The 21,160-nt window shown below is 39.4% G+C and carries 20 protein-coding genes; 12 read left to right on the top strand and 8 right to left on the bottom strand.

All coding sequences use genetic code 11. The annotated features are described in order from the left end of the window. The first annotated feature begins 35 nt into the window (after positions 1 to 35). A complete protein-coding gene (locus tag ABJH98_RS14385; RefSeq protein ID WP_348308390.1) occupies positions 36 to 632 on the top strand; it encodes a hypothetical protein in 597 nt (198 codons plus the stop codon). Here ABJH98_RS14385 and ABJH98_RS14390 read toward each other — a convergent pair. Beyond that, a complete protein-coding gene (locus ABJH98_RS14390) occupies positions 629 to 1,192 on the bottom strand; it encodes a DUF3109 family protein (protein ID WP_348308391.1) in 564 nt (187 codons plus the stop codon). The genes ABJH98_RS14385 and ABJH98_RS14390 overlap by 4 nt on opposite strands. A 104-nt stretch (positions 1,193 to 1,296) precedes the next feature. Between ABJH98_RS14390 and ABJH98_RS14395 the strand changes: the two genes are divergently transcribed. Continuing rightward, positions 1,297 to 2,100 (top strand): N-formylglutamate amidohydrolase, encoded by an 804-nt coding sequence (locus ABJH98_RS14395; RefSeq protein ID WP_348308392.1) that lies wholly within the window; start codon positions 1,297 to 1,299, stop codon positions 2,098 to 2,100. Continuing rightward, positions 2,097 to 3,473 (top strand): formimidoylglutamate deiminase, encoded by a 1,377-nt coding sequence (gene hutF / locus ABJH98_RS14400; RefSeq protein WP_348308393.1) that lies wholly within the window; start codon positions 2,097 to 2,099, stop codon positions 3,471 to 3,473. The genes ABJH98_RS14395 and hutF overlap by 4 nt, the downstream gene beginning before the upstream one ends. Here the strand turns inward: hutF and ABJH98_RS14405 are convergent. Next, complete coding sequence (locus ABJH98_RS14405) at positions 3,470 to 3,877, bottom strand: response regulator (protein WP_348308394.1); 408 nt, start codon at positions 3,875 to 3,877, stop codon at positions 3,470 to 3,472. The genes hutF and ABJH98_RS14405 overlap by 4 nt on opposite strands. A gap of 158 nt (positions 3,878 to 4,035) precedes the next feature. Between ABJH98_RS14405 and ABJH98_RS14410 the strand changes: the two genes are divergently transcribed. From ABJH98_RS14410 to ABJH98_RS14440, 7 genes are all read left to right on the top strand, one after another. Beyond that, a complete protein-coding gene (locus tag ABJH98_RS14410; RefSeq protein ID WP_348308395.1) occupies positions 4,036 to 4,551 on the top strand; it encodes a DUF2911 domain-containing protein in 516 nt (171 codons plus the stop codon). A gap of 139 nt (positions 4,552 to 4,690) precedes the next feature. Beyond that, the gene (locus ABJH98_RS14415; RefSeq protein ID WP_348308396.1) at positions 4,691 to 5,131 is read left to right on the top strand and encodes a DUF6428 family protein; all 441 of its coding nucleotides are present in this window, start codon (positions 4,691 to 4,693) and stop codon (positions 5,129 to 5,131) included. A gap of 74 nt (positions 5,132 to 5,205) precedes the next feature. Further along, positions 5,206 to 5,622, top strand: a complete 417-nt coding sequence (locus tag ABJH98_RS14420) for an arsenate reductase ArsC (protein WP_348308397.1) — start codon at positions 5,206 to 5,208, stop codon at positions 5,620 to 5,622. After that, positions 5,619 to 6,107, top strand: coding sequence for an N-acetyltransferase family protein (locus ABJH98_RS14425; protein WP_348308398.1), 489 nt, complete (start codon positions 5,619 to 5,621; stop codon positions 6,105 to 6,107). The genes ABJH98_RS14420 and ABJH98_RS14425 overlap by 4 nt, the downstream gene beginning before the upstream one ends. A 167-nt stretch (positions 6,108 to 6,274) precedes the next feature. Next, entirely contained in the window at positions 6,275 to 6,610 is a 336-nt protein-coding gene (locus ABJH98_RS14430) for a nuclear transport factor 2 family protein (protein WP_348308399.1), read from the top strand. Positions 6,611 to 6,784: 174 nt separating this feature from the next. Next, entirely contained in the window at positions 6,785 to 7,762 is a 978-nt protein-coding gene (locus ABJH98_RS14435) for a hypothetical protein (protein WP_348308400.1), read from the top strand. 53 nt (positions 7,763 to 7,815) lie between these two features. After that, on the top strand, positions 7,816 to 8,235 hold the full coding sequence (locus ABJH98_RS14440) for a hypothetical protein (protein WP_348308401.1): 420 nt from the start codon (positions 7,816 to 7,818) through the stop codon (positions 8,233 to 8,235). A gap of 296 nt (positions 8,236 to 8,531) precedes the next feature. On the opposite strand, the gene ABJH98_RS14445 is transcribed toward ABJH98_RS14440, so the two are convergent. Continuing rightward, positions 8,532 to 10,037: an MBG domain-containing protein gene (locus ABJH98_RS14445; protein WP_348308402.1), complete on the bottom strand. Its 1,506-nt coding sequence runs from the start codon at positions 10,035 to 10,037 to the stop codon at positions 8,532 to 8,534. Positions 10,038 to 10,443: 406 nt separating this feature from the next. Here ABJH98_RS14445 and ABJH98_RS14450 point away from each other — a divergent pair, with 406 nt between their 5' ends. Continuing rightward, positions 10,444 to 12,879: a hypothetical protein gene (locus ABJH98_RS14450; protein ID WP_348308403.1), complete on the top strand. Its 2,436-nt coding sequence runs from the start codon at positions 10,444 to 10,446 to the stop codon at positions 12,877 to 12,879. A gap of 16 nt (positions 12,880 to 12,895) precedes the next feature. On the opposite strand, the gene ABJH98_RS14455 is transcribed toward ABJH98_RS14450, so the two are convergent. From ABJH98_RS14455 to ABJH98_RS14465, 3 genes are all read right to left on the bottom strand, one after another. Further along, positions 12,896 to 14,152: a replication-associated recombination protein A gene (locus ABJH98_RS14455; protein WP_348308404.1), complete on the bottom strand. Its 1,257-nt coding sequence runs from the start codon at positions 14,150 to 14,152 to the stop codon at positions 12,896 to 12,898. A gap of 58 nt (positions 14,153 to 14,210) precedes the next feature. Further along, complete coding sequence (locus tag ABJH98_RS14460) at positions 14,211 to 14,945, bottom strand: hypothetical protein (protein WP_348308405.1); 735 nt, start codon at positions 14,943 to 14,945, stop codon at positions 14,211 to 14,213. Positions 14,946 to 15,098: 153 nt separating this feature from the next. Then, positions 15,099 to 15,704 carry an SGNH/GDSL hydrolase family protein gene (locus ABJH98_RS14465; RefSeq protein ID WP_348308406.1) on the bottom strand — a complete coding sequence of 202 codons (606 nt, stop codon included), beginning with the start codon at positions 15,702 to 15,704 and terminating at the stop codon, positions 15,099 to 15,101. Between the two features lie 88 nt (positions 15,705 to 15,792). Here ABJH98_RS14465 and ABJH98_RS14470 point away from each other — a divergent pair, with 88 nt between their 5' ends. After that, positions 15,793 to 16,233 (top strand): SRPBCC family protein, encoded by a 441-nt coding sequence (locus ABJH98_RS14470; protein WP_348308407.1) that lies wholly within the window; start codon positions 15,793 to 15,795, stop codon positions 16,231 to 16,233. A gap of 10 nt (positions 16,234 to 16,243) precedes the next feature. On the opposite strand, the gene ABJH98_RS14475 is transcribed toward ABJH98_RS14470, so the two are convergent. Both ABJH98_RS14475 and ABJH98_RS14480 read right to left on the bottom strand, forming a co-directional pair. Next, the gene (locus ABJH98_RS14475; protein ID WP_348308408.1) at positions 16,244 to 16,612 is read right to left on the bottom strand and encodes a response regulator; all 369 of its coding nucleotides are present in this window, start codon (positions 16,610 to 16,612) and stop codon (positions 16,244 to 16,246) included. A 227-nt stretch (positions 16,613 to 16,839) separates the two neighbouring features. Further along, positions 16,840 to 21,048: a DUF5689 domain-containing protein gene (locus tag ABJH98_RS14480; RefSeq protein ID WP_348308409.1), complete on the bottom strand. Its 4,209-nt coding sequence runs from the start codon at positions 21,046 to 21,048 to the stop codon at positions 16,840 to 16,842. Positions 21,049 to 21,160: the final 112 nt, after the last annotated feature.

Here is a 21,160-nt window from a genome sequence, read left to right on the forward strand (position 1 = left end):
TATATTAGCTCCATTAATACCAATCTCATTTAACCATGTTTAAGCAAAAAATCTGGGAGTATTTCACTCAAATCATCATTGTCATTTTTGGAGTATTTCTTGGCCTCTTACTCAATGAGTGGAATTCTGGCCGAAAAGATAGAAACCGCCAAAAAGTGATTCTTTCTCATATCATAAAAGAATTAAAGAGCCACAAAAACCAACTTAATCGAGTCATTCCTTATCATGGGTCCATGACGCAAACGGCTGATAGTATCTTATCCAAGAGCACCGAAGAAGAATTGACTAAACCCTTTATATGGAATGGTGCTTGGAGCAAAATCCCAAAATGGCAAGGACTTCAATTGTTTCCGTTGCGTACGCCGACCTACGAATCAGCAAAATTCAGCGAGGTGCTTTCTGGTATGGATAGTGAATTATTAGAATCCATCACGGGGTACTACGAATCGGTACACACTTACAACTCTTTCTGTAATGGACTTACGCAACAAGTATTCCAAATAAACTCCAAGACGGAATATGTAGATGCACTATTATTAATCATGATCATAAAAGGCGATATACTAGGAACTGAAAAAGGTATTAACGCCGCTTCAGACTCACTCATTCAAATTATCGAACGTAAACTTTAAATACCCTCAATTTCTAAAACTAATTGATCATACCACTTCTCTCCATATTTTCGGATGAGAGGCTCTTTCAAAAATTTGTAAATAGGCACTTTCAACTCATCACCAAGTTTACAAGCCGGATCACAAATATCCCACTGATCATAATTCAATGCATCATAGTGATCATACTTGGTGATTCTAATCGGATATAGATGGCATGAAATGGGTTTCTTCCATTTAGTTTTTCCATCTAAATAAGCTTGCTCTATGGCACATTTCAGGATATTCTTATCATCATAGATGGCAAAAGCGCATTCTCGTCCTTCTATGGTTGTTGTAGAATAATCTCCTTCCTCATCTAGGATATAACTACCCTCTGTTTCCAAAACCATCAGTCCTTTTTCCGACATATACGGCTTTACCGCCTCCAGCACTTCTTCTAATTTGGGCAGTTCATCAGTTTCCAACGGCGCTCCCAAGTCTCCTTCCACACAGCACGCCCCATGACACTTGTTGAGATCACACACAAAGTGTCTTTCTTTGATATCGTCTGAGAGTACGGCGTTGTCTAAAATGATCATAGTCTTTATTTATTGCACAAAGTTATAAGATCAAAAAGTATTAAGCGATAAGTAAAGTCGAATTGAGAGGTCATATATACGATTCAAAAAAATTAAATTCGCATATGTCATTTGAAATTATTGAACCCAAAGCCATCCAAGTACCCATCCTAGTCAGTGTTCCTCACTGTGGAACTGATATACCGGATGGTATTCGTGACCAATACGACCCAGAAATGATTAAAGCCATTGACGACACGGATTGGTTTGTCGATCAATTGTATGATTTCGTAGGAGATTTGGGAATCAAAATGGTGAAAGCAAAATACAGTCGATGGGTAATTGACTTGAATAGAAACGCTGAGAGCAAACCACTGTACAACGATGGCCGCGTAATTACGGCCTTATGCCCCACCACTGATTTTAACGATAAGAACATTTATTTAAATGAGGGACCTTCTCAAGAAGAAATCAATCGAAGGATCAGTAGTTATTACTACCCTTATTATGATCAAATCCGTCTAGAACTTACCAAACTCCAAAAGCAATTCAAACATGTACTGTTTTTCGATGCACACTCGATCCGGCAATATGTTCCAGGTATCAGAGCAGAAAAATTCCCTGATCTGATCCTTGGTGATGCAGATGAAAAAGCAGCAGCTCTTCAAATAATAGAAGCAGCGACAAAGGTTTTATCCAACACCTCTTATTCATTCAACCACAACCACCCTTTCAAAGGAGGCAATCTCACAAGGACGTTTGGCCAGCCTCAAAAAAACATACATGCCTTACAATTAGAAATGGCAAAGACGGTTTACATGGATGATGGTGAAACAAAATATGATGAAAATCGAGCAAACTTGGTGCGTCAAAATCTTGGTCAGCTATTCGAAACACTTATTGGCACACTAAACGAGATGAATCGATGAACAAAATATTCAAATTTGAGGGTTTACTGACCAATGAGGGTTGGATGTGTCCAGCATTTGTGGAAGTTGACAATAAAGGAATCATTTCCAATATCTCTACTGAAAAATTGGAAGGAGATATCGAAACTGTAAGTGGATTTGCCATTCCGGGATTCCAGAATGCGCACTCGCACTCCTTTCAGTATGCCATGTCTGGTTTGGCGGAGATTCACCCCGACCCTACCTCTCAGGATGACTTTTGGAGCTGGCGCGAGACCATGTACAATATTGCGCTGTCCATGAATCCAGATCAGTTCGAGCATATTGCCGCGATGCTTTATGCCGAAATGCTGTCTCACGGCTATACCCATGTAGCAGAGTTTCACTACGTACATCACGACCCAAACGGCAAGCCTTACACCAACCTGGCTGAAATGGGCCAACGATTAGTCAGCGCAGCCAAAACAGCTGGCATTGGCATTACGCTGGTTCCTATTTTTTATCAAAAAGGTGGATTTGGTCAAAATCCTGTAGAAAAACAAAGGAGGTTTATTTCTGCCACTGCAATGGACTACCTAGAACTTTTAGACTCATCTGAGAAAGCTACTCAATCTTACGCTAAAGCTAATATAGGATTGGGCATTCATTCTTTGCGGGCGGTAGATGAATCGTCGATGCGGGCGGCTTTTGCTGAAGCGAAAGACTTACCCATTCACATGCACATCGCCGAACAGCTCAAAGAAGTATCAGATTGTTTAGACTTTTATAAACAAAGACCTGTTGAGTGGTTGTTGGACAACTATGATGTAAATGGGAACTTTCACTTGGTACATGCTACACATTTAGTTGACTCTGAAGTGATGGGTATAGCCCAATCAGGCGCCCACGTCGTGCTTTGCCCATCCACGGAAGGCAATTTGGGCGATGGGATTTTCCCACTCCAATCTTTCCAACAAAAAGGAGGGAAATGGTCCATTGGCACAGATAGTCATATTGGATTGAATCCATTGGAAGAATTACGAATCCTTGATTATGGACAGCGTTTGACAACGCACAGAAGAAATCAGTTCATTTCGGACACCAACGGAGATACTGGTGCTTTTGGAATAGACATGGTAATAAAAAGTGGCAGAAAGGCCATGGGAAACAAGTCTGAAAATTACTTTACTATTGGTCAACCCTTTGATGCGGTTATACTTGATGCTAGTTCGCCATTGATTGGTACTAGCAGACCTGAGCATATTTTATCGACACTTGTATATAGTGGAGATCGGACAAATTTCAATGGAACGGTAGTGGATGGAGACTGGAAAGTAAAAGATGGCCAACACCATCTCAAAGATGAGATCGTATCAAATTTCAAAAAATCGCTTGGCGAACTAAAGATTCGTTAATTCAGATAAGTATCAATTTCTTTAAGAATATCAGAGGTCAAAGGTTTGGTAAAGAGCTTCTGCACTTCTCTATACTGATCGGCTAATTCTGCATCCTGATAATACTGAGAAGAGGTAAGCACAAAAAGTTTTATTTTTTCACTTTCCACTGCAGTCATCATTTTTCGATACTCACGGATAAAATCCCATCCGCTAATCGTCGGCATATTGATATCCAATAAAATCACGTCGGGCAATTCCTCTGGTTTGTTCTTAACCAAATCTTCTAAATGTGTGAGACCTTTAGTAGAACTTGTTAATGATTCTACCAGCATCTCAGGGTTATAATCTTTGATCACTTTAGTACAAATCAGATTGTTTATTTCGTCATCATCAATTATTAAAACCTTAATTTGTCTCTTCATTATGCTTATTAGAGGTGGTGGATAATCAGATCGTCAAGTTAATTTAAAATTCTGAGAATTTGGAAAAATATGAATATGAGCCTTCCATCCTTTTAAAAAATAATACGAACTTAAGTCAACATTAATCCGTTGTCAAACCAAACTAATAATTTCACCTTATGAAAAAGAATATAACAATTACTGCCTACAGTTTTTTGATTGCTTGCCTAATGGCCGGAACGAGCTTGCATGCTCAGCAAAAAGCCAGCCCTCCCAAAGTATCAAAAGCGACTGTAAATGGTACCGACATTACCATCAACTATAGCAGCCCGTCAAAAAAGGGGAGAGATATTTATGGAGGATTGGTTCCATTCGATAAAGTTTGGAGAACAGGAGCCAATGAAGCCACAACATTGGAATTATCCAAGGACGCAAAAGTTGGAGAACTAGATGTAAAAGCGGGAAAATATGCGCTTTTTACGATTCCTGGCAAATCTGAGTGGACTATTATCATCAATTCAAACGCTAAACAATGGGGCGCTTACGATTATGATAAATCAAAAGATATTGGTCGATTCAAAGTTTCTACCACTAGCCTAGACGATGTAATTGAAAGCTTTGCCATCAATATATCTGATGCAGGTGTAGTATCTATCGTATGGGATCAGACAAAAGTGGAGTTCACCATCAAGTAGAAAATATTTTATTTCTACAAAAGGGCTCTGAAATTAATTTCAGAGCCCTTTTTTTATTTATTTCTATAACGACGTAACTTTCATCGTATTTTTACGATAATAGGATTAATCAATTATTAATCGTAATTTTACAATCAATATGAAAACATCAGAATTTTTAAACATCCTTAGAGAAAATCCAGAGTTGGGGTTAGAGTTTGAAATCGAAAGCGGCAAATTTATCAAGCCTACATTTCACATTACTGAAGTCAAAAATGCTACCATTGAGTCAGTGGACTGCGGCGGCAATCCTGACAGCTACAAACAAACCATTATCCAGCTCATGGTCAACCCACTCGAACAAATGAGAAAACCTTGGACTTCTAAAAAAGCTCTAGACATATTTGACAAAGTCGAGCAATTGAAACCCATGGATGAAGAAGCAGAAGTATTTTTTGAATATGGCGATCTCGAAATCAGAACTTCGAACTTCAGCGTAGAAGATGTATTGTTTGCTGATGGCAACATTCGATTAGAGTTATTCGCTAAACCAACGGTATGTAAACCAAGCTTGAACCCGAACGCTCGACAATGTTGTTGAAAAAATAAATGTGGCTCGGAGTATCGAGCCACCTCTTCATTTGCAACAACCCACATATTACTTAAAACAATCAAATGAAAAATCTTATCATCTTATGTACTGGCAATAGTTGTAGAAGTCAAATTGCCGAAGGCTATTTCAATCACTTCGCCAGCGATCAACTCAACGTTTACAGTGCCGGAATAGAAACTCATGGGGTGAACCCCAGAGCCATCAAAGTGATGGCAGAAGATGGAATAGACCTCTCCTCCAATACCTCCAACAACATTACGGAATATCTAGACATCAAATTCGATTACATCATCACAGTTTGTGATCATGCACAAGAGAATTGTCCATATATCCCAGGAACCGGAGAGCGTGTTCATCACAACTTCCCTGACCCAGCCAAAGCGACTGGTTCCGAAGAAGAGATTTTGGACAGCTTCCGATCCACACAAAAAATGATCAAAGACTTTGCACAAAAATTTGTAGCAGATAGAGGACTATGACCATCGGCCGCATGCTACCAGAGCATTGGCCAGCCGTCGAACGCATCTATCAGGATGGAATAGATACCAATCAGGCCACATTCGAAACCCAAACACCCAACTGGGATGTTTGGGATGAGAGTCATCTGCCTGAGCCGAGACTGGTGGCGAAGGGAACAGACGGCTCAGTGATCGGTTGGGCTGCGCTTTCCCCTGTTTCAAAAAGGCATGCTTACCGCGGAGTAGCTGAAGTCAGTATTTATATCGATGTTAATCACTTAGGCAAGGGCATCGGCAAAAAACTACTCAAAGAACTCATCAGTCAATCAGAAGCCAAGGGAATCTGGACGTTACAAGCAGTTACTTTTCCCGAAAATGAAGCCAGTGTTCGCTTGCACGAAAGCTTAGGGTTCAGACTCGTAGGCCAACGAGAAAAAATCGCTCAACAGCATGGAGTTTGGAGGGATACGGTGATGCTAGAAAGAAGGTGTTCCATTAGTCTATAAAAATTGCATACAGTCCTAATCGATTTTTTTATAAATTAAAAGCTAATAACGATCAATGTGATCGCTGGTTCCTAATTGGTAACAAGCTAAAAAAATCAGAACTGAATTTAATGTTTGCCTAAATGACAAAAATCATTTCAAGTCCAAATTGTGGGAACTCACCGAAAATGGAATTCCTAAAAAACTTCAATATTGCTTTTGCTAAAGGTGATATAGCGTTTATTGTCGACAGCATCACGGATGAAATTATTTGGAAAATCATTGGAGATAGAAATATCGAGGGAAAAGAAAAATTCATCCAAGAAATGGAAAAAATGCAATCTGAAAAGTCGACAGAGTTGAAAATCGACCAAATATTATCGCACGGAAAAGAAGGAGCAGCTAACGGAATTATAAAAATGGAAAGTGGGAAAAAATATGCATTTTCGGACTTTTATGTATTTCAAGCAGCAAAAGGGACGAAAATAAAGTCAATCACATCATACGTTATTGAAATTCAATAACAATTAAAGACCGATAAGATACCCATGCATTGTGGAAGGCCTTATTAGCTTAAGTAGCTCCGCTTTCTGCAAACTTTGGATACACCTCTTTGCCGGACACGGCAGATTTCACTAGTTTAGTGTTATTCATTTGCGATTGGTATACTACCGATAACTGGTCGATGTAACTAATAAATGAAATTCCTAAAAATTACAATAGACTTAATCAATCAAATAGGCTTGAAAAAAACATCTTTTTCAAGCTCTAAGAAGTCATCGATCAATAATAATTTACTTCCTGTAGCAATAATCCTAACGCTACTTTTTTCGTCTTGCGATACCTCCAATACGGAAGTGCCTCCAACGGAATATCAGGACACTCCTCTGCAACCTACTTTGACTATAGATTCTACTGACCTGCAAGATTTACCTGAGGATGTAGGAGGTATTCATGTGGCATATCCATTGGGCTCAACTGATGCTGTGTATGGTCATTTTGTGTATACACCCAGTGGATATACAGAAAATGGAGCAGAGTTTCCCTTGTTAGTATTTTTGCATGGATGGGATCCTACTGAATACACAGGCACTGATGAAGAAGAATTGAATGAACTTCTCATAGGCACAACTCCTCCAGGTCTCATCCAGAACGGGAAATGGAAGCCTTCATTTCCTTATATAGTAGCTTCTCCAAGACTCAAGACTCCCTGGTATTGGAATCATCAAGACATTCACGATTTTATTAAATATATGATAGATGAATATCAAATCAACACAAAGAGAATCTACCTCACTGGCCTAAGTTTGGGAGGCGGAGGTACATGGTATTATATAGGAGAAAGAGGAGACGACAATTATGTCGCGGCCATTGTACCTATCAGTGCAAGAGGAGAAGCACATATAGTCACCAACCTCACTAAAATACCGATCTGGGCATTTCACGGAGACTCTGACACTACGGTACCCCCTTTTGAAAATTTCGGGTCAGTTCCATTGGTGGAGGCCATAAATGCTGACAATCCAGAGATTAAAGCAAGAATTACTGTTTTTAATGACACAGGACATGATGCCTGGAGCAGAGTCTATTCAGATCAGTTTACAACAATGACTGAGAAGACTTCATTTACTGTATCCATTTACGATTGGTTTTTACAATACAAGAAAGAAGAATAACAAAAGCAGCAATACAACACTCTAACTTATAATCACATCTAACTATAGATAGCATGGTAGAATTACCTTTTGAATATTGGAACAAACTTGCCAGTCAATTCATACTCACGTCAGTATTCTTAGGCGGCTTTTCTATAGCCTTAACAGCTAACTTACTGATAAGTGAATCGAAAACCCGGCTGAGCAATATCATTTTAAAACTGGCTACAACTTCTTCTGGCGGATTTCTTACTGCTGTATTTGCCATGACAAATATATTACTGGCTACCACAGAAGGTTATCCTACAGAAGTCAACCAAAGCGATTTAAACACCCCAAGAATAATTGGTTTTTTTGGATATATGGTGGGACTTTTATCACTATTAGCGATCATAGGACTGTCTGGATGGACCAAGTCTAAAGGCACAGGAATTTTCACAACCGTGGTAAGCATCATTACTTTGATTCTCTTTTTAATATCGGCCATTTCATAAAAATACGGAGTACAACAATGTATGGTCGAATAGAGAATAATTGTACAAAGGTTAAAGCACTTGTAAAAAAAGGCTGGACATTAACCTTGGTCAAAACAACCTCACCAATTTCGTACAGGTATTACTAGCTGGGCATCCAAAAAAGCTAGCATAACTTAACGAAGTTAAGGTTTGTAATTAACCTCATCTAGCTTCACTGCAATGCTTGAACATTGCTCGTCTAAAATTCGTACGCTCAGATCAAAAAACCTTTGGCCAAAGAGCCAAAGGAATTCCGAAAGTCCAAAGAATCGTTTTTACTCTTTTTTGACTATCTGGCGAAGTAGCAAGGCGCCACTCTTGTCACTAATGATAAGCAAGAAGACTCCACTTGGTTGCAGTTGTAGATTGAGTAAGTGTTTTGATCCATTGAATGCTTCTTCTTTTTTAAGGTGGCCGCTGAGGTCATATACGCGAATCATATTAGCCTCAGATCCATTATCTGTTTCTATTGTGACAAACGATCGAACCGGATTAGGATACACATTAAAAGAACCCGTAGATCGTCTATTATTGATTCCCGAAACCACAGGATCGGTCAGTTGTAACGTTTCCTTGGCAGAACCATTATAGTTTACATCGTCAATGATGGCTTCCACCTCGTAGCTACCGGCTGCCGAGGGAGCCGTTGGTTCTCCATCGTACGTCACGAAAACCGAAAGCCCTTCAGGAGAGGTGGCAACTGTCACTTCTTTTGTGAGTCCATCGGTTGTCTGGTTAAGTTCGGTTATGGTCACAATCGCTTCCGCCTTTTCAACAGTCAAATCTTGCATCTCATCAGATGCCGAATTGTAATCGGAGTTTCCTCCCTGAGAAGCGGTAATAGTGGTAGTACCTACGCCTACAATGGTCACAATATTTTCAGAGACAGCGGCTACAGTTTCATCAGAGCTGGTGTAGGTGATAGACAATCCTGAACTGGCCGTGGCACTTAAGTCAAAATCACCATCTCCATACTGAACTTCCCCGAGTATATCAAAGGCAAAGTTGCCGTCTTTTAGGGTAATTCCATGGTAGATATGATGTGCTTTGAAAAGTTCGTCGGCCTCGGAAATAAATGGTCGGACGCGATCCCCATCGAATAAAAAAAGTCCATCATACCTCGAAGCGATGAGTATGCCTTCTGGGTGAGGCAAGTAGGCATTTGTTTTTAGATCGAACCCAAGACCATCAAGCAGCTCCAATCGACTACCTACAATTTTGGCAAGTCCAATCCCTCTAATGTGGGTAAAAATCTCTCCATCCACCATAGCAATCAAATCAAAAGGGCGTTCCGAATCACCCACACCGCTGATTACTTCAAGTTGTTCTTCGTGAAAACGAAAGATGTACTTAGTAGCCCTGAAGTAAACTCCATCGGGGCTCACTACTATATTCCAGATGGTTCCAAAATCTGCAACTGAATCAGGGAGTTGCTCACTAAGCGGGTGGTATGTGAGGGCTTCATCAAAATAACCGAACCTGCCTCCCGCACCTATAAACACGTGCTGATCACCTTCAGAAACTCCAATAGTATAAATCGTATTGTCCCCTGGAATGGCTGTGTGCTCCCATCGCTCGCCATCAAACCTGGCCAGTGTAGAGGAAGTACCGAAGTACAACCGACCGTCATTTGCCTGCTGTATGCTCCAAACATCTCGCCCTGATCCATACTCCCTTGCACCAAAAAATTTGTGCGGGTAAATCATCTGTGCACTGACCTCTTGAGCGAATGTCAGCAATAGCATAAAAACAAGAAGGATATAGTTAATATAAGTCCGCATTGATTGTCATATCATTCCGCCCTTGAGCAGGGCAATTCTAAGTTATGACATTCTTCCCAAACCACAGGCTATACCGAATGGTTTTACAATTTGCAGGGGGGTTCAGTGCTGGTTTCTGGAAAAAGCTGGATTTCTTACTAGATTGTTTATGGTCAGTTTTTAAAAATACAACCTCTCGGTTAGCAGTTCTCCTCCCTCCTTTCTAAATTGAATGCTAAATACCGATCATAGTTGAAAGCTCATTCAAAATTTAAATACCTTGAAAGTACAATCTTAATTGAATAAAGGTAACTACTGTGTACATTTGTGCGATTCGCTAATTTAGAGCACATTTTATTTAGTGGAATACAGCAAAATTGAAAGACATTCCGCTACATAAAAATCAATCGTTATTTAGCCAATTAAGATGAAACATTTTTATCTCTTTACTTTTATACTCATTTGTTGTAGCCCAAAGTCTAACTCAGAAGAAAAAGAAAAACTGGCATCACGGTTAACGTTCATAGCAGAGGACATAGATGTAGTTCTTTATCAGAATGACACGATTGAAATAGATGACTTCACCTTTGCGCCATTTGGCTCAGCGCTCATCTGGACGTTTAGTACTAATAGCGATTCATATGAACTCAACTTAAAGGACAGCACTTGGTCCAATTTAAACAGAAGGTTTGGTAAATATTCTTATGGTCTAAAGCGGAATTCCATTTTCGTAGACCCTTTTACTCAATTCATTTGGATCTGCAATTTTCGTAAAGGAATTTATGTCTATGACCCTCAAAGCGATTTAAACTATGAATACAGCAGTATTCGTCCGGTTTCTACTGTCAAATTCTCAAAAACACACATATTCATTGGTACATGGGATGGTCTATTTACCATCAATAGAAAAACGATGAATACCGCCAGAGGATTATCTGAAGTGCATATCAGAAATATTCAAATACTCTCAAAGAACATACTATCAATAAATGAGAAGTATGAATACAACTTTGAAGATGATAAAATTTTATCAACGAATTTTGAAAAAGAAATACTACAATCAAGGTCAATCAATGGTATAGAAATTACTCAGTATAAAACTACTGATTATCAATCTCCAAATATCTACATTCAGAAAGATGACAAAGTAAAGCCAATTTTCATTTACCCTTTTGACATCAATAATGTGATTGCTGAAAATGATATGATTTGGATATTAAATGGAAGTCTAAGCAAAGGATTAATTCAATATGATATCAAAAATGACTCATTAAATACAATAAAGAAGAAAGGTCAAAGACAACGCTTTCAAATGGAAAATGGGAATGAACACATTTGGTTTTGGAGGGGTCTAAACATTTTCATACTTAACAAAAAAACATTTGAACTAAAAATCTTATCACCTCCTGTGGTCGATAATATTAGACAAATATGCATTTTGGATGATAAGGTTTTTTTAAACACTAGGCATATTATTCAAGTATTCAGAAAAGATTATTTAATTCAGTTAAGTGAAGACACCAAAGACAGGATCAATTCTGAAAATGCATTCATTGCATATGCAGATTCTCTTGGTTTCTATAGAAAGAATAATTCTTTCAAAAAAGCCTATGAAATATATGAACTAGCTAAAAATGAGTTTGAAACAAGTGCCAATAACGATATAATCGATCGAATAAAGGGTATGAAATCTCAATTAACTACCACGAGATATAATATGCAAGAGATTTTGAATCTGATGGACTATATGAGAGACTCTGTTGATGACGACGAAATTTTGTCGAGCTTTTACCTTAATTCAATTACGCAATTAAACTATCAAGGCAATGTGGAAGTCGCTCTTAGATTAGACACAATACTCCAGTCAAAATTTCCTGAAACACGAATTATTTATCATGAGACAAAAATGAAAAAAACGAAGGAAGCTTATGATCGACTACAAAATATAAAAACTGAAGAGGTAAGTGAAGATGAGCGTTTATGGAAAGTTGGAAATATATATTTCCAACTATTTCGATTTGTAGGACGCGATACTGAAGCTAGCTCTACGGATATGACTTACCCATTTTCATATTACGATTCTCTGTTGAACATATATCCAAACAGCTTGTTTGCAGATGATGCAGAATTCACAATGCTCCAGTATACAGAAAATGGCTCTCATGAAGGAGGTGATAATTCTTACAATCCTATTGCAATTAAATTATATGAAGATTTTTTAATAAAATATCCATCAACAAATCTCTACCCAAATATTCTCTTTGAGCAGGTCAAACTCCGAAGAGATAATTATTCTGACAATTTTATTGTACAAATACAGGAGGCATTGAATTACCTTGATACTCTTCAACAGAAATATCCAGAATTCTATTCTGAAAAAAATGCAGAAAATGAAAGGAAGGATTTTAGTGACCTCTTACGAAAAAATTTGTGGGACATTTCAATCACTTCAAATAAGAAAAGATACCAATTAGGAGAAGACATTAAGATATTTTTTAATTTAATAAACACAGGTACAAGTGATAAGACATTCTCAATTTCAAAGAACGCTAATATTCCATCCTTTGGTTTGAGAGTCGAATGGTATCCTTTGAACCCATACGATCCTAGTCATAAATATATCGAAACTGAAAAGCATCCTAATGGTGTGAGAATACAATATCAGGATACAGTAATTAATCAGAATTCATCATATACTGAAGAATGGGTCATTACAAAATCAGCGAGAGAGGCATTTAGAGGTTCTCCTGGATATTTCAGATTTACTGAAGAAGGGAAATATAAATTGCGCGCTTATCCAAATAACGGTAAGGATATAGCATACATCTCTTCTCCAGAAATATGGATAGAGATTAAAAATTGAAAGATAACCATCTTACCTAATACCCATACTTACTTTTCCACTGCGCCTTGAGCTTTTTTCTCATTTCTTCTTCACGAGGATTTTTTCCAGGATTAAATAATGTCTTTCCTTTCACTTCCTCTGGCATAAACTCGAAGTCCACGAAATTGCCCGCATGATCATGGGCATATTTGTAGCCCTCTCCATAACCAATTTCTTTCATGAGCTTGGTTGGCGCATTACGAATGCCTAAAGGAATAGACAAATCACCTGTCTCACGTACTAACTGTTGTGCTTTGTTGATGGCCATATAAGAAGCATTGCTTTTGGCAGAGCAAGCCAGATACGTCACGCACTGACTGAGAATGATTCTAGACTCTGGATAGCCAATCACATTCACTGCCTGAAAAGCATTGTTGGCGATCACCAGCGCCGTAGGATTGGCATTGCCAATGTCTTCTGAGGCCAATATCAATAATCGTCTAGCGATAAACTTTACATCCTCTCCCCCTTCGATCATTCTTGCCAAATAATAAACCGCTGCATTCGGGTCACTCCCTCGAATGGATTTGATAAAAGCAGAAATGATATCGTAATGCATTTCGCCGCTCTTGTCATAGATGGCGGCTTTCTTTTGTGCAATCTCTGTCACCACTTCATTGGTAACTACTGCCTTCTTGTCTAGGGAATCGACCACCAGTTCCAGCAGATTGAGCAGCTTACGACCATCTCCGCCAGACAATCGCATTAGAGCCTGATCTTCTTTGATGGTTACTTTCTTGTCTTTGAAAATATCAGGATGATTGAGGGCTTTGTCTATCAGTTCGGTCAAATTTTCTTTTGCTAAAGCATTGAGCGTATACACCTGACATCTCGAGAGCAATGCAGCATTAACTTCAAAACTTGGATTCTCCGTAGTAGCACCAATCAGTGAAACCTGACCTTTTTCAACCGCACCCAAGAGTGCATCTTGTTGCCCTTTATTGAATCTATGAATCTCATCAATGAACAGAATTGCTTTTGACCCTAATCTAGATTTTTGAATGACTTCACGAATGTCTTTCACTCCTGCACTGATGGCACTTAAAGTGAAAAATGGCATTTTAGCTGAATTGGCAATGATATTAGCAATGGTAGTTTTACCCACACCAGGAGGTCCCCACAAGATCATGGAAGGTACAGCTCCAGAATTAATGGCTCGATTCAGAATATTCTTCAAATGATCCTGACCCACCAGCTCATCCAGGGTCTGGGGTCTCAATTTTTCCGCTAAGGGTATGGAATTATCTAGCATAAAATACGCTACGAAAATAATTAATAAACGAATGGAAAATTAATGAAAATCAGATGGGTTATTGTCCATCTTCTTCAGGCTCTTCTGGTATGTCTTCTTGAACTTCTTGCGTTTCTTCAAGTGCTCCTTCTTCCTCTACAACGGTTTCTTCGGTTGCACTTTCGGGTTCGGCTTGTTTTTCATCTTTGTTCTTTTTGAACAAACCTCCTAGGCCTTTCTTTTTCACTTGGGTCGTATCCGACTCTTGAGCTAGCTCTTCTTCCAACTTCTCAGGAGAAGGAGGCGGACGGTTATCAATAAATAACTCACCAAAATATTTGTTGTAATATACCTGCTCTTGATTGTGCGCAGCAGTTTCCTCATATCGATATTTATATCGAGGCCCTTTTGGTACAGTGTCCTCCTCTACCTGCGCCAACAAAGGAGCAGTAGACAAGGAATCTACGCCTAAGGTATCCGTGTCCACGAAATCTTCTGCCAAGAATTCGCCCTGATCAATGATTAACTCTGTGGTATCCTCAGGAATTGGTGACAGCACATTTTTCTTTGGGGCAGTCATCAGCTCATAATTTTTTCGAAACAGGCTGGTTTTCTTATTTACGCCATACTTAGTTCGTCGAGAAGCCAAAGCTAATTTCGGTGTGCTATCATTGGCAAAATAGGAGTATTTAGCAAAGCGCAAGGAATCGTCCAGAATATAGGTACTCTGAAAGGCAGGGCATACCACGTTGTCTTTACAAGCGTAAAAAACAAGGCATAACACAAACAATATAGGAAAACTAGTTCTCCTCACAAATTTTATTCAATTAGGGATTAGGTGGATACAATCACTAACCCTCAAAAATGGATAATATTTCCTGATATATATAATTAATCTCTTGTATTCTTGAAAGACTATTACGCCTTCAAATCTAATATCAACATATTATCTCCAAATAGTACAATTTTACTCAGAAAGCATGGATTTCACCACAGGATAGGCAACATCCACCCATTCTTTATACATTTTGCCTGAGGGATGCAGACCATCTTCTGCGACCAATGATGGTTCGCTTGCTGCTCGCCTGCTACCAGGTGTGATGTCTACAAAAGCCACCTGATATTTTTCACAAATAGCCTTGGCTATGGCATTATATTGATCTAGTTCTTTCGCGATTTTGGCTGGGTCTTTAGATGCTGCGAATGGTGTTACGCCGTAGTCAGGAATCGACAAGACAAAAGTTCGTTCGGATTTGCCTTTAGCAAAGGCTATGGCTTGCTGAAGCAAGGATTCAAATTCCTTTTTGTATTGGTCGATGGGATAGCCGCGATATTGGTTGTTCACTCCTATCAAGAGCGAGACCAAATCGTAGTTTTTAGCTGGGTTTTCTTTGTCAATAGCCGCTTGGAGTTCATCCGTGGTCCAACCAGTGGTAGCTATAATCTTGGGTAATTCTACTTTGATTCCATCACCAACTAATCGACCTTGTAGGATATGCGGCCATCGCTCGTCTGCCGCTACGGCTTCTCCAATGGTATAAGAGTCACCAAGCGCTAAGTATTTGTATGTCATTTTTTGGGTTTTGTCTAAAATTAAAGAGGTTACTCGAAGTAATGGCTTTAATATGGGCTAAATTTAAATAAACTACTGGTTTTTAAAGATGAAGATTGAAACGCAAATAGTCATAGACAAACCACTGGATATGGTAGTTAAATATTTTGCAGATTCTGCTTGCCTCAAAGAATATCAAGAGGGCTTTGTAAGCAAAGAACTAATAAGTGGTGTAGCTGGAGAAAATGGAGCAGTTTCTAAAATGCTTTATGAGCATGGAAATCAAAAAATGGAATTGACTGAGACAATCACAGCCAACAATCTTCCTGGATCTTTTGAAGCTCACTATCACCATACGCATATGGACAATACCATGAAGTGCACGTTTACCTCGATTTCCGAAAATCAAACACAGTACACCAGTTTCATCGAGTACACTCGCATCAATTGGGTGATGCCGCGACTCATGGCCATATTGGTTCCGAGTATTTACAAAAAACCAATTAAGCGCTGGTTAATGAATTTCAAGAAATTTGTGGAGAGTCGGTAGCGAAAACCTGTCAAGCCACCCGACTCACGGCCTCTTCGATAGCTGCTTCTACTTCTGATGCATTCAAAGGTTTGTGAAAGACTTTACTGATCAAACTGTCTTCAATAGCCTGCTTGATCTTTGGTTCGTCATCCATAGAAGTCAGGATAAAACATTCGATGTTACTGTATTTCGCCCTAGCTTCTTGGATAAAATCCACACCATCCATACCAGGCATTCGCATGTCGCTAATGATTACAATAAAATCATCTTTGATTTGCGTTAACTTTTTCAGCCCTTCTTGACCTGAATCGGCCATCATGATGGAATACTTAGGATCAAATATTTTCTCGAATATGATGCGAGGTATAGACTCGTCATCCACGTATAATACTGTCATGGTCTTTTCTCTAACTGGTTGAACACTAATTTAATCAATATTTTTTTTTGATATGAAGTTTTGTACCAGTCGATTGTAGAAATCATTAAAGAGTCGTATCAATTATTCTTTTAGTCCAACCCATCAAATAATCATTGCTCATTTTCAACCAACTAACTATATTTTTAGATAAAAAAAGGTCTTGGCAATTTTCACCAAGACCTTTACACTATAGTTCTAATTAGAAATTATCTTTTGTAGAGTCTTAGTATTTTTTCTACTCGACCGGTGGCTTGATTCGTAATAATCAACACATAAAAACCACAACGCTCGTCACTTAGATCAATATTAAACTCATTGTCTCCTGACATCACCACCTCATCACCTTGATAAACAGTCCGTCCAGTCCAAAGTGATTTTATTATCACACCAACTGAAGCATCTTTATTGCTCTTTAGACTCAAATTCACCTGATCACGAAATGGATTAGGAGACACTTCAAAATGAGACAGACGAATAGATTCTTCTTCGTTGCAATCGCCTAAAACGGCTCCTCTACTGATCAACTTAGTCGCTACGAGTTCAGGCACACACAAACTATTTCCTCGAAAGCATAGCTGCACTTTGCGATGACCTCTCCAAGAACCACAGGACACATCAACAACATTCACCAAGGATGAAGCTTCTACAGATTCGCCATTGGCATCAGTTATTATCACTGAATAGGTAGTAGATTCTTCTGGAGCAATAGTAATGGTAGCTGTGCTTTCTCCATTACTCCAAGCAAAAGTATAGGGTGCTGCACCTCCAATTGGGGTCGCTGTAAGCAGAGTAGACTCCATGGGTCCGTAGCCTAAGAAAACCGTTTGCTCTTCAGTAATTTCAGCTTCAACTGGAGGCACAATGTCGAACCGTGCCACTACTGGCAAGTGATCAGAAGTGGTTCCTTCGTAGTTTTCAATACTATTGAAAGGGAAATAAATGGCTTCAGATCCTTCTATCACATCTTCAAACAACTCATTGCTGATCGTGATATGGTCAATCGTGCTACCAGACCCACCGATATAGGTCGGCGTGAAGCTTTCACTTAAAGACCTTGTAATAGCGTCAAAATTATCTGTATCATTCAAAATGACTTCATAGGTAGAGGGGCCACCACCGATAGATGTGGTTACATTATCGTTGTAATCACCCAATATAACAACAGCATCAGATGAGTAATCAGCATCCAGAGAATCCTTTAATACGGCAAGGTCATATGCTCTACGAGTTAAATCGCTTGAAGAAGAACCTGATTTGGCGTGAAGGTTGATCAGATTGATTCTTTTAGTCGTACCCATGACGGTCACATCAGCGATCAATTGATAAGGCAATCTTCCACTCGACCAAAAAGAACTCGCCCCACTTGATGTGGGATAATCATCCAGATCAGTAATCTCTCCTTGTCTGGCTTGTGTATAAAACTCATCAAACACTGCTCGTTCCGAAACTAGGTTTGCTACTGAAGTATCATAGATGTAACAAAGCTTTTGAGCAGGAAAAGGGTTGTTTGGATCTGGCTCCTCAAAAGAATAAGAATAAACATCCGAACAAACCAATTGATAATTGGTCATTCCATCCACGATAGACTGAAGAAGTTCATCGTTTGATACCTCTTGTACTGCGATAATATCGGCATTCAATGCTGAAAGCACTGTTGCAGCATTGCTGGCCTGCAAAGTCACATCTGAAGGTCCATATCCACTGATCGTAGTTCCAAAAAATTCCATATTCCATGTGGCGATATCCAGCGTTTGATTATAAGGTATATCTGATCCACCTGATTCGTAAGGTGTGTTTCCAGGAAGATCAGCTATAAATCTAGGAAGTAGCTGCAAAAAGGTTTGGTACCTACCTACTACTCCTGTAATGGTAGTTGGTATTTCTGGTCGGTTTCGGCCTACCAAATCGGTATTTCCGTCAATTCTAACTTCTGCTGTAGCAGTAAGATCCGTAATATTATAGTTGGTATTCGGAAATAATACCCCTTCAGAAACATCGAAAGTATAATCACTGATAGTCACCAATTGACCTTCATAATCACCGAGTTGGTCTAACGTAACGACTGGAGGAATGATCTCAACACCCGAATTCACCAATTCAACACTCTCCACATTCACGAGTTGGATTTGGCCACTATATTCACCCACAACGGCAGAAACCCAAACTTGGTCTCCGATGTCAAATAATCCTTCTCCTTGAACTATTGGGTCAAATAACGCAATACCAGCTGTTTCGTCTTGTAAATAAGATGGCCCACCAAAATGATCAGTGGCTGTCAAAACGGCAAGAAGCACGACTTCACTATTCAGTGGCAGCTGTCTGGCTTGGGCTACCGTAACTGTATCAGAAACTGGAGGTTCCACCACAATTGGTCCTCCAAAGCTTTGTAAAGTATTGACTAGACCAAAAGTATTGTTTTGAGGGGCAGCCCATTCAAAATCACTATAAGCCTGTCCAGTTCCTACCAATTGTAGCGACTGTCCTTCTGGTGTACTACTTGTTTCACTTTGTGAAATTTCTTCACTTTGTAGACCATCCGCAGGACCACCTACAGCTAACATTGTTCCTTCGTAGCTAAGAAATTGCACCACACTATCTGGTGATACCAAAGCAACACCATCTGGGCTTCCATTTTGAATTCCAGATATACTATAAGAAACCGTGCCATATCCATTGTCTTGATCGGGGATAAGTCCGCTCAAAGCGACTGTGTTATAAGGAGCTCCTCCGCTACCATTGTATAGAACCAATGACCAACCCGCTAAGTCTATGCCCGCATTTCCAGCAACTTCAACACCTTCTCCTAAATCCGTACTGGCATTGTCATAGTGAATTTCATTAATAAAAACGTGCTGCACAGGTGATTCGAAAGTTTGATTGACATTCACTAGATCGTATGTAGATGTTGTCACCTCAGCCCAGCTAAAGTCCTCGTAAGAAGAACCTGCTCCTTCTAACTGCAATGACAACCCAATCGCTGTGGAACTTGTTTCTTCTACACCAATATCTTCGCTTTGGATGCCATCTGCTGCACCGCCTATGGCTGTAAATGAACCTTCATAACTTAAAAATTGAATTAAATTATTGTCAGGGTCAGCCAATGCAACACCATCAGGTGAGCCATTTTGGAGACCGCTTATAGCAAAAAAAGCTGTTCCAAATCCAGCTTGCTGTTCTGGAAGAGTACCAGACAAGTTTACTGTATTGTATGCTGTACCGCCGTTTCCGTTGTAAAGTATTAGTGTCCAACCCGAAAGATCAAGACCAGCGGTTCCCGCCACTTCAATACCTTCATTGCTATCAGTACTTGCATTATCATAATGAATTTCATTGATAAAGAGTAATCCTGACACTGGCTCAGGGTCTGGATCTGGATCTGGATTTCCTTCACCAAAAGATTGGCTAGTATTGATGGCTCCAAAAGTGCTCGCCTCAGCAATCCATGTAAATGACTCATACGATTGACCTTCGCCAGTAAGTTGTAATGAAAAATCTGCTGACGTGCTACCAGTTTCGCTTATACCAATATCTACGCTTTCCAATCCATCTGCCAGACCACCGACGGCCACAAAATTTCCTTCATAACTCAGAAATTGAATAATTTCATCTTCTGCATTGACCAAAGCCACCCCATCAGGTGCCCCATTTTGGATGCCCGAAATAGAAAAAGACAATGTGCCATATCCTGAATCCTGATCAGGAACAACTCCAGACAAATTAACCGTGTTGTAAAGAGTGCCGTTGCTACCATTATACATTAGCAAAGCCCATCCAGCTAAATCAGTACCAGCGGTTCCTGCTACTTCAATGCCTTCATTTACGTCTCCACTTTCATTATCATAATGAATTTCATTAATGAAAATGGTTGGCTCGCTCATTCCAAAGGTCTGACCCAGATTGATGGCATCATATGAACTTGAAGCTTCAGTTGCCCATGTGAAATCCGAGTAAGTAGTGCCCTCACCTACCAATTGAAGAGAAAGACCTTCAGGTGTAGTGCTGGATTCAGCTACTCCTAAATCTTGGCTCAAAAGGCCATCAGCAGCCCCTCCTACCCCTGTTATTGTTCCTTCGTAACTCAGGAACTGTATGACTTGATTTGAACCATCGACGAATGCAACACCATCTGGTGATCCATTTTGTAATCCCAAGATTGAAAAGAATACGGTTCCAAATCCGTTTTGTAAATCAGGAATCACTCCTGATAGTGCCTCAGTATTATAAACTGCGCCTCCATTTCCGTTGTACAAGATCAAAGAAAAGGAACTTAAATCAGTGCCAGCTGGCCCTGCTATTTCAATACCTTCATTCACATCACCACCGTCATTATCGTAGTGTATTTCATTGATGAAAATAGTCTGTGAATAAGAAAATAAAGGGATTAAAATGAGTAATAGTAAGGTGAATTTTTTCATGCTATGTAGTTTAAGTTAGGGTACGAAATTATTTTCCATTACTACATTAAATTGAATGGAATGGGTTAATCTTTTTTTAATTCTTCAAAGAAAAGATAGCACTGAAATAATA

This window comes from Reichenbachiella sp. (assembly GCF_039969095.1).
GTDB lineage: Bacteria > Bacteroidota > Bacteroidia > Cytophagales > Cyclobacteriaceae > Reichenbachiella.

Coding starts and splice junctions, on each gene's coding strand:
- ABJH98_RS14470 (WP_348308407.1), top strand. CDS start 15,793: ATGAAGATTGAAACGCAAATAGTCATAGACAAACCACTGGATATGGTA.
- ABJH98_RS14465 (WP_348308406.1), bottom strand. CDS start 15,704: ATGACATACAAATACTTAGCGCTTGGTGACTCTTATACCATTGGAGAA.
- ABJH98_RS14395 (WP_348308392.1), top strand. CDS start 1,297: ATGTCATTTGAAATTATTGAACCCAAAGCCATCCAAGTACCCATCCTA.
- ABJH98_RS14455 (WP_348308404.1), bottom strand. CDS start 14,152: ATGCTAGATAATTCCATACCCTTAGCGGAAAAATTGAGACCCCAGACC.
- hutF (WP_348308393.1), top strand. CDS start 2,097: ATGAACAAAATATTCAAATTTGAGGGTTTACTGACCAATGAGGGTTGG.
- ABJH98_RS14445 (WP_348308402.1), bottom strand. CDS start 10,037: ATGCGGACTTATATTAACTATATCCTTCTTGTTTTTATGCTATTGCTG.
- ABJH98_RS14415 (WP_348308396.1), top strand. CDS start 4,691: ATGAAAACATCAGAATTTTTAAACATCCTTAGAGAAAATCCAGAGTTG.
- ABJH98_RS14410 (WP_348308395.1), top strand. CDS start 4,036: ATGAAAAAGAATATAACAATTACTGCCTACAGTTTTTTGATTGCTTGC.
- ABJH98_RS14435 (WP_348308400.1), top strand. CDS start 6,785: ATGAAATTCCTAAAAATTACAATAGACTTAATCAATCAAATAGGCTTG.
- ABJH98_RS14450 (WP_348308403.1), top strand. CDS start 10,444: ATGAAACATTTTTATCTCTTTACTTTTATACTCATTTGTTGTAGCCCA.
- ABJH98_RS14475 (WP_348308408.1), bottom strand. CDS start 16,612: ATGACAGTATTATACGTGGATGACGAGTCTATACCTCGCATCATATTC.
- ABJH98_RS14420 (WP_348308397.1), top strand. CDS start 5,206: ATGAAAAATCTTATCATCTTATGTACTGGCAATAGTTGTAGAAGTCAA.
- ABJH98_RS14430 (WP_348308399.1), top strand. CDS start 6,275: ATGGAATTCCTAAAAAACTTCAATATTGCTTTTGCTAAAGGTGATATA.
- ABJH98_RS14440 (WP_348308401.1), top strand. CDS start 7,816: ATGGTAGAATTACCTTTTGAATATTGGAACAAACTTGCCAGTCAATTC.
- ABJH98_RS14390 (WP_348308391.1), bottom strand. CDS start 1,192: ATGATCATTTTAGACAACGCCGTACTCTCAGACGATATCAAAGAAAGA.
- ABJH98_RS14425 (WP_348308398.1), top strand. CDS start 5,619: ATGACCATCGGCCGCATGCTACCAGAGCATTGGCCAGCCGTCGAACGC.
- ABJH98_RS14385 (WP_348308390.1), top strand. CDS start 36: ATGTTTAAGCAAAAAATCTGGGAGTATTTCACTCAAATCATCATTGTC.
- ABJH98_RS14405 (WP_348308394.1), bottom strand. CDS start 3,877: ATGAAGAGACAAATTAAGGTTTTAATAATTGATGATGACGAAATAAAC.
- ABJH98_RS14480 (WP_348308409.1), bottom strand. CDS start 21,048: ATGAAAAAATTCACCTTACTATTACTCATTTTAATCCCTTTATTTTCT.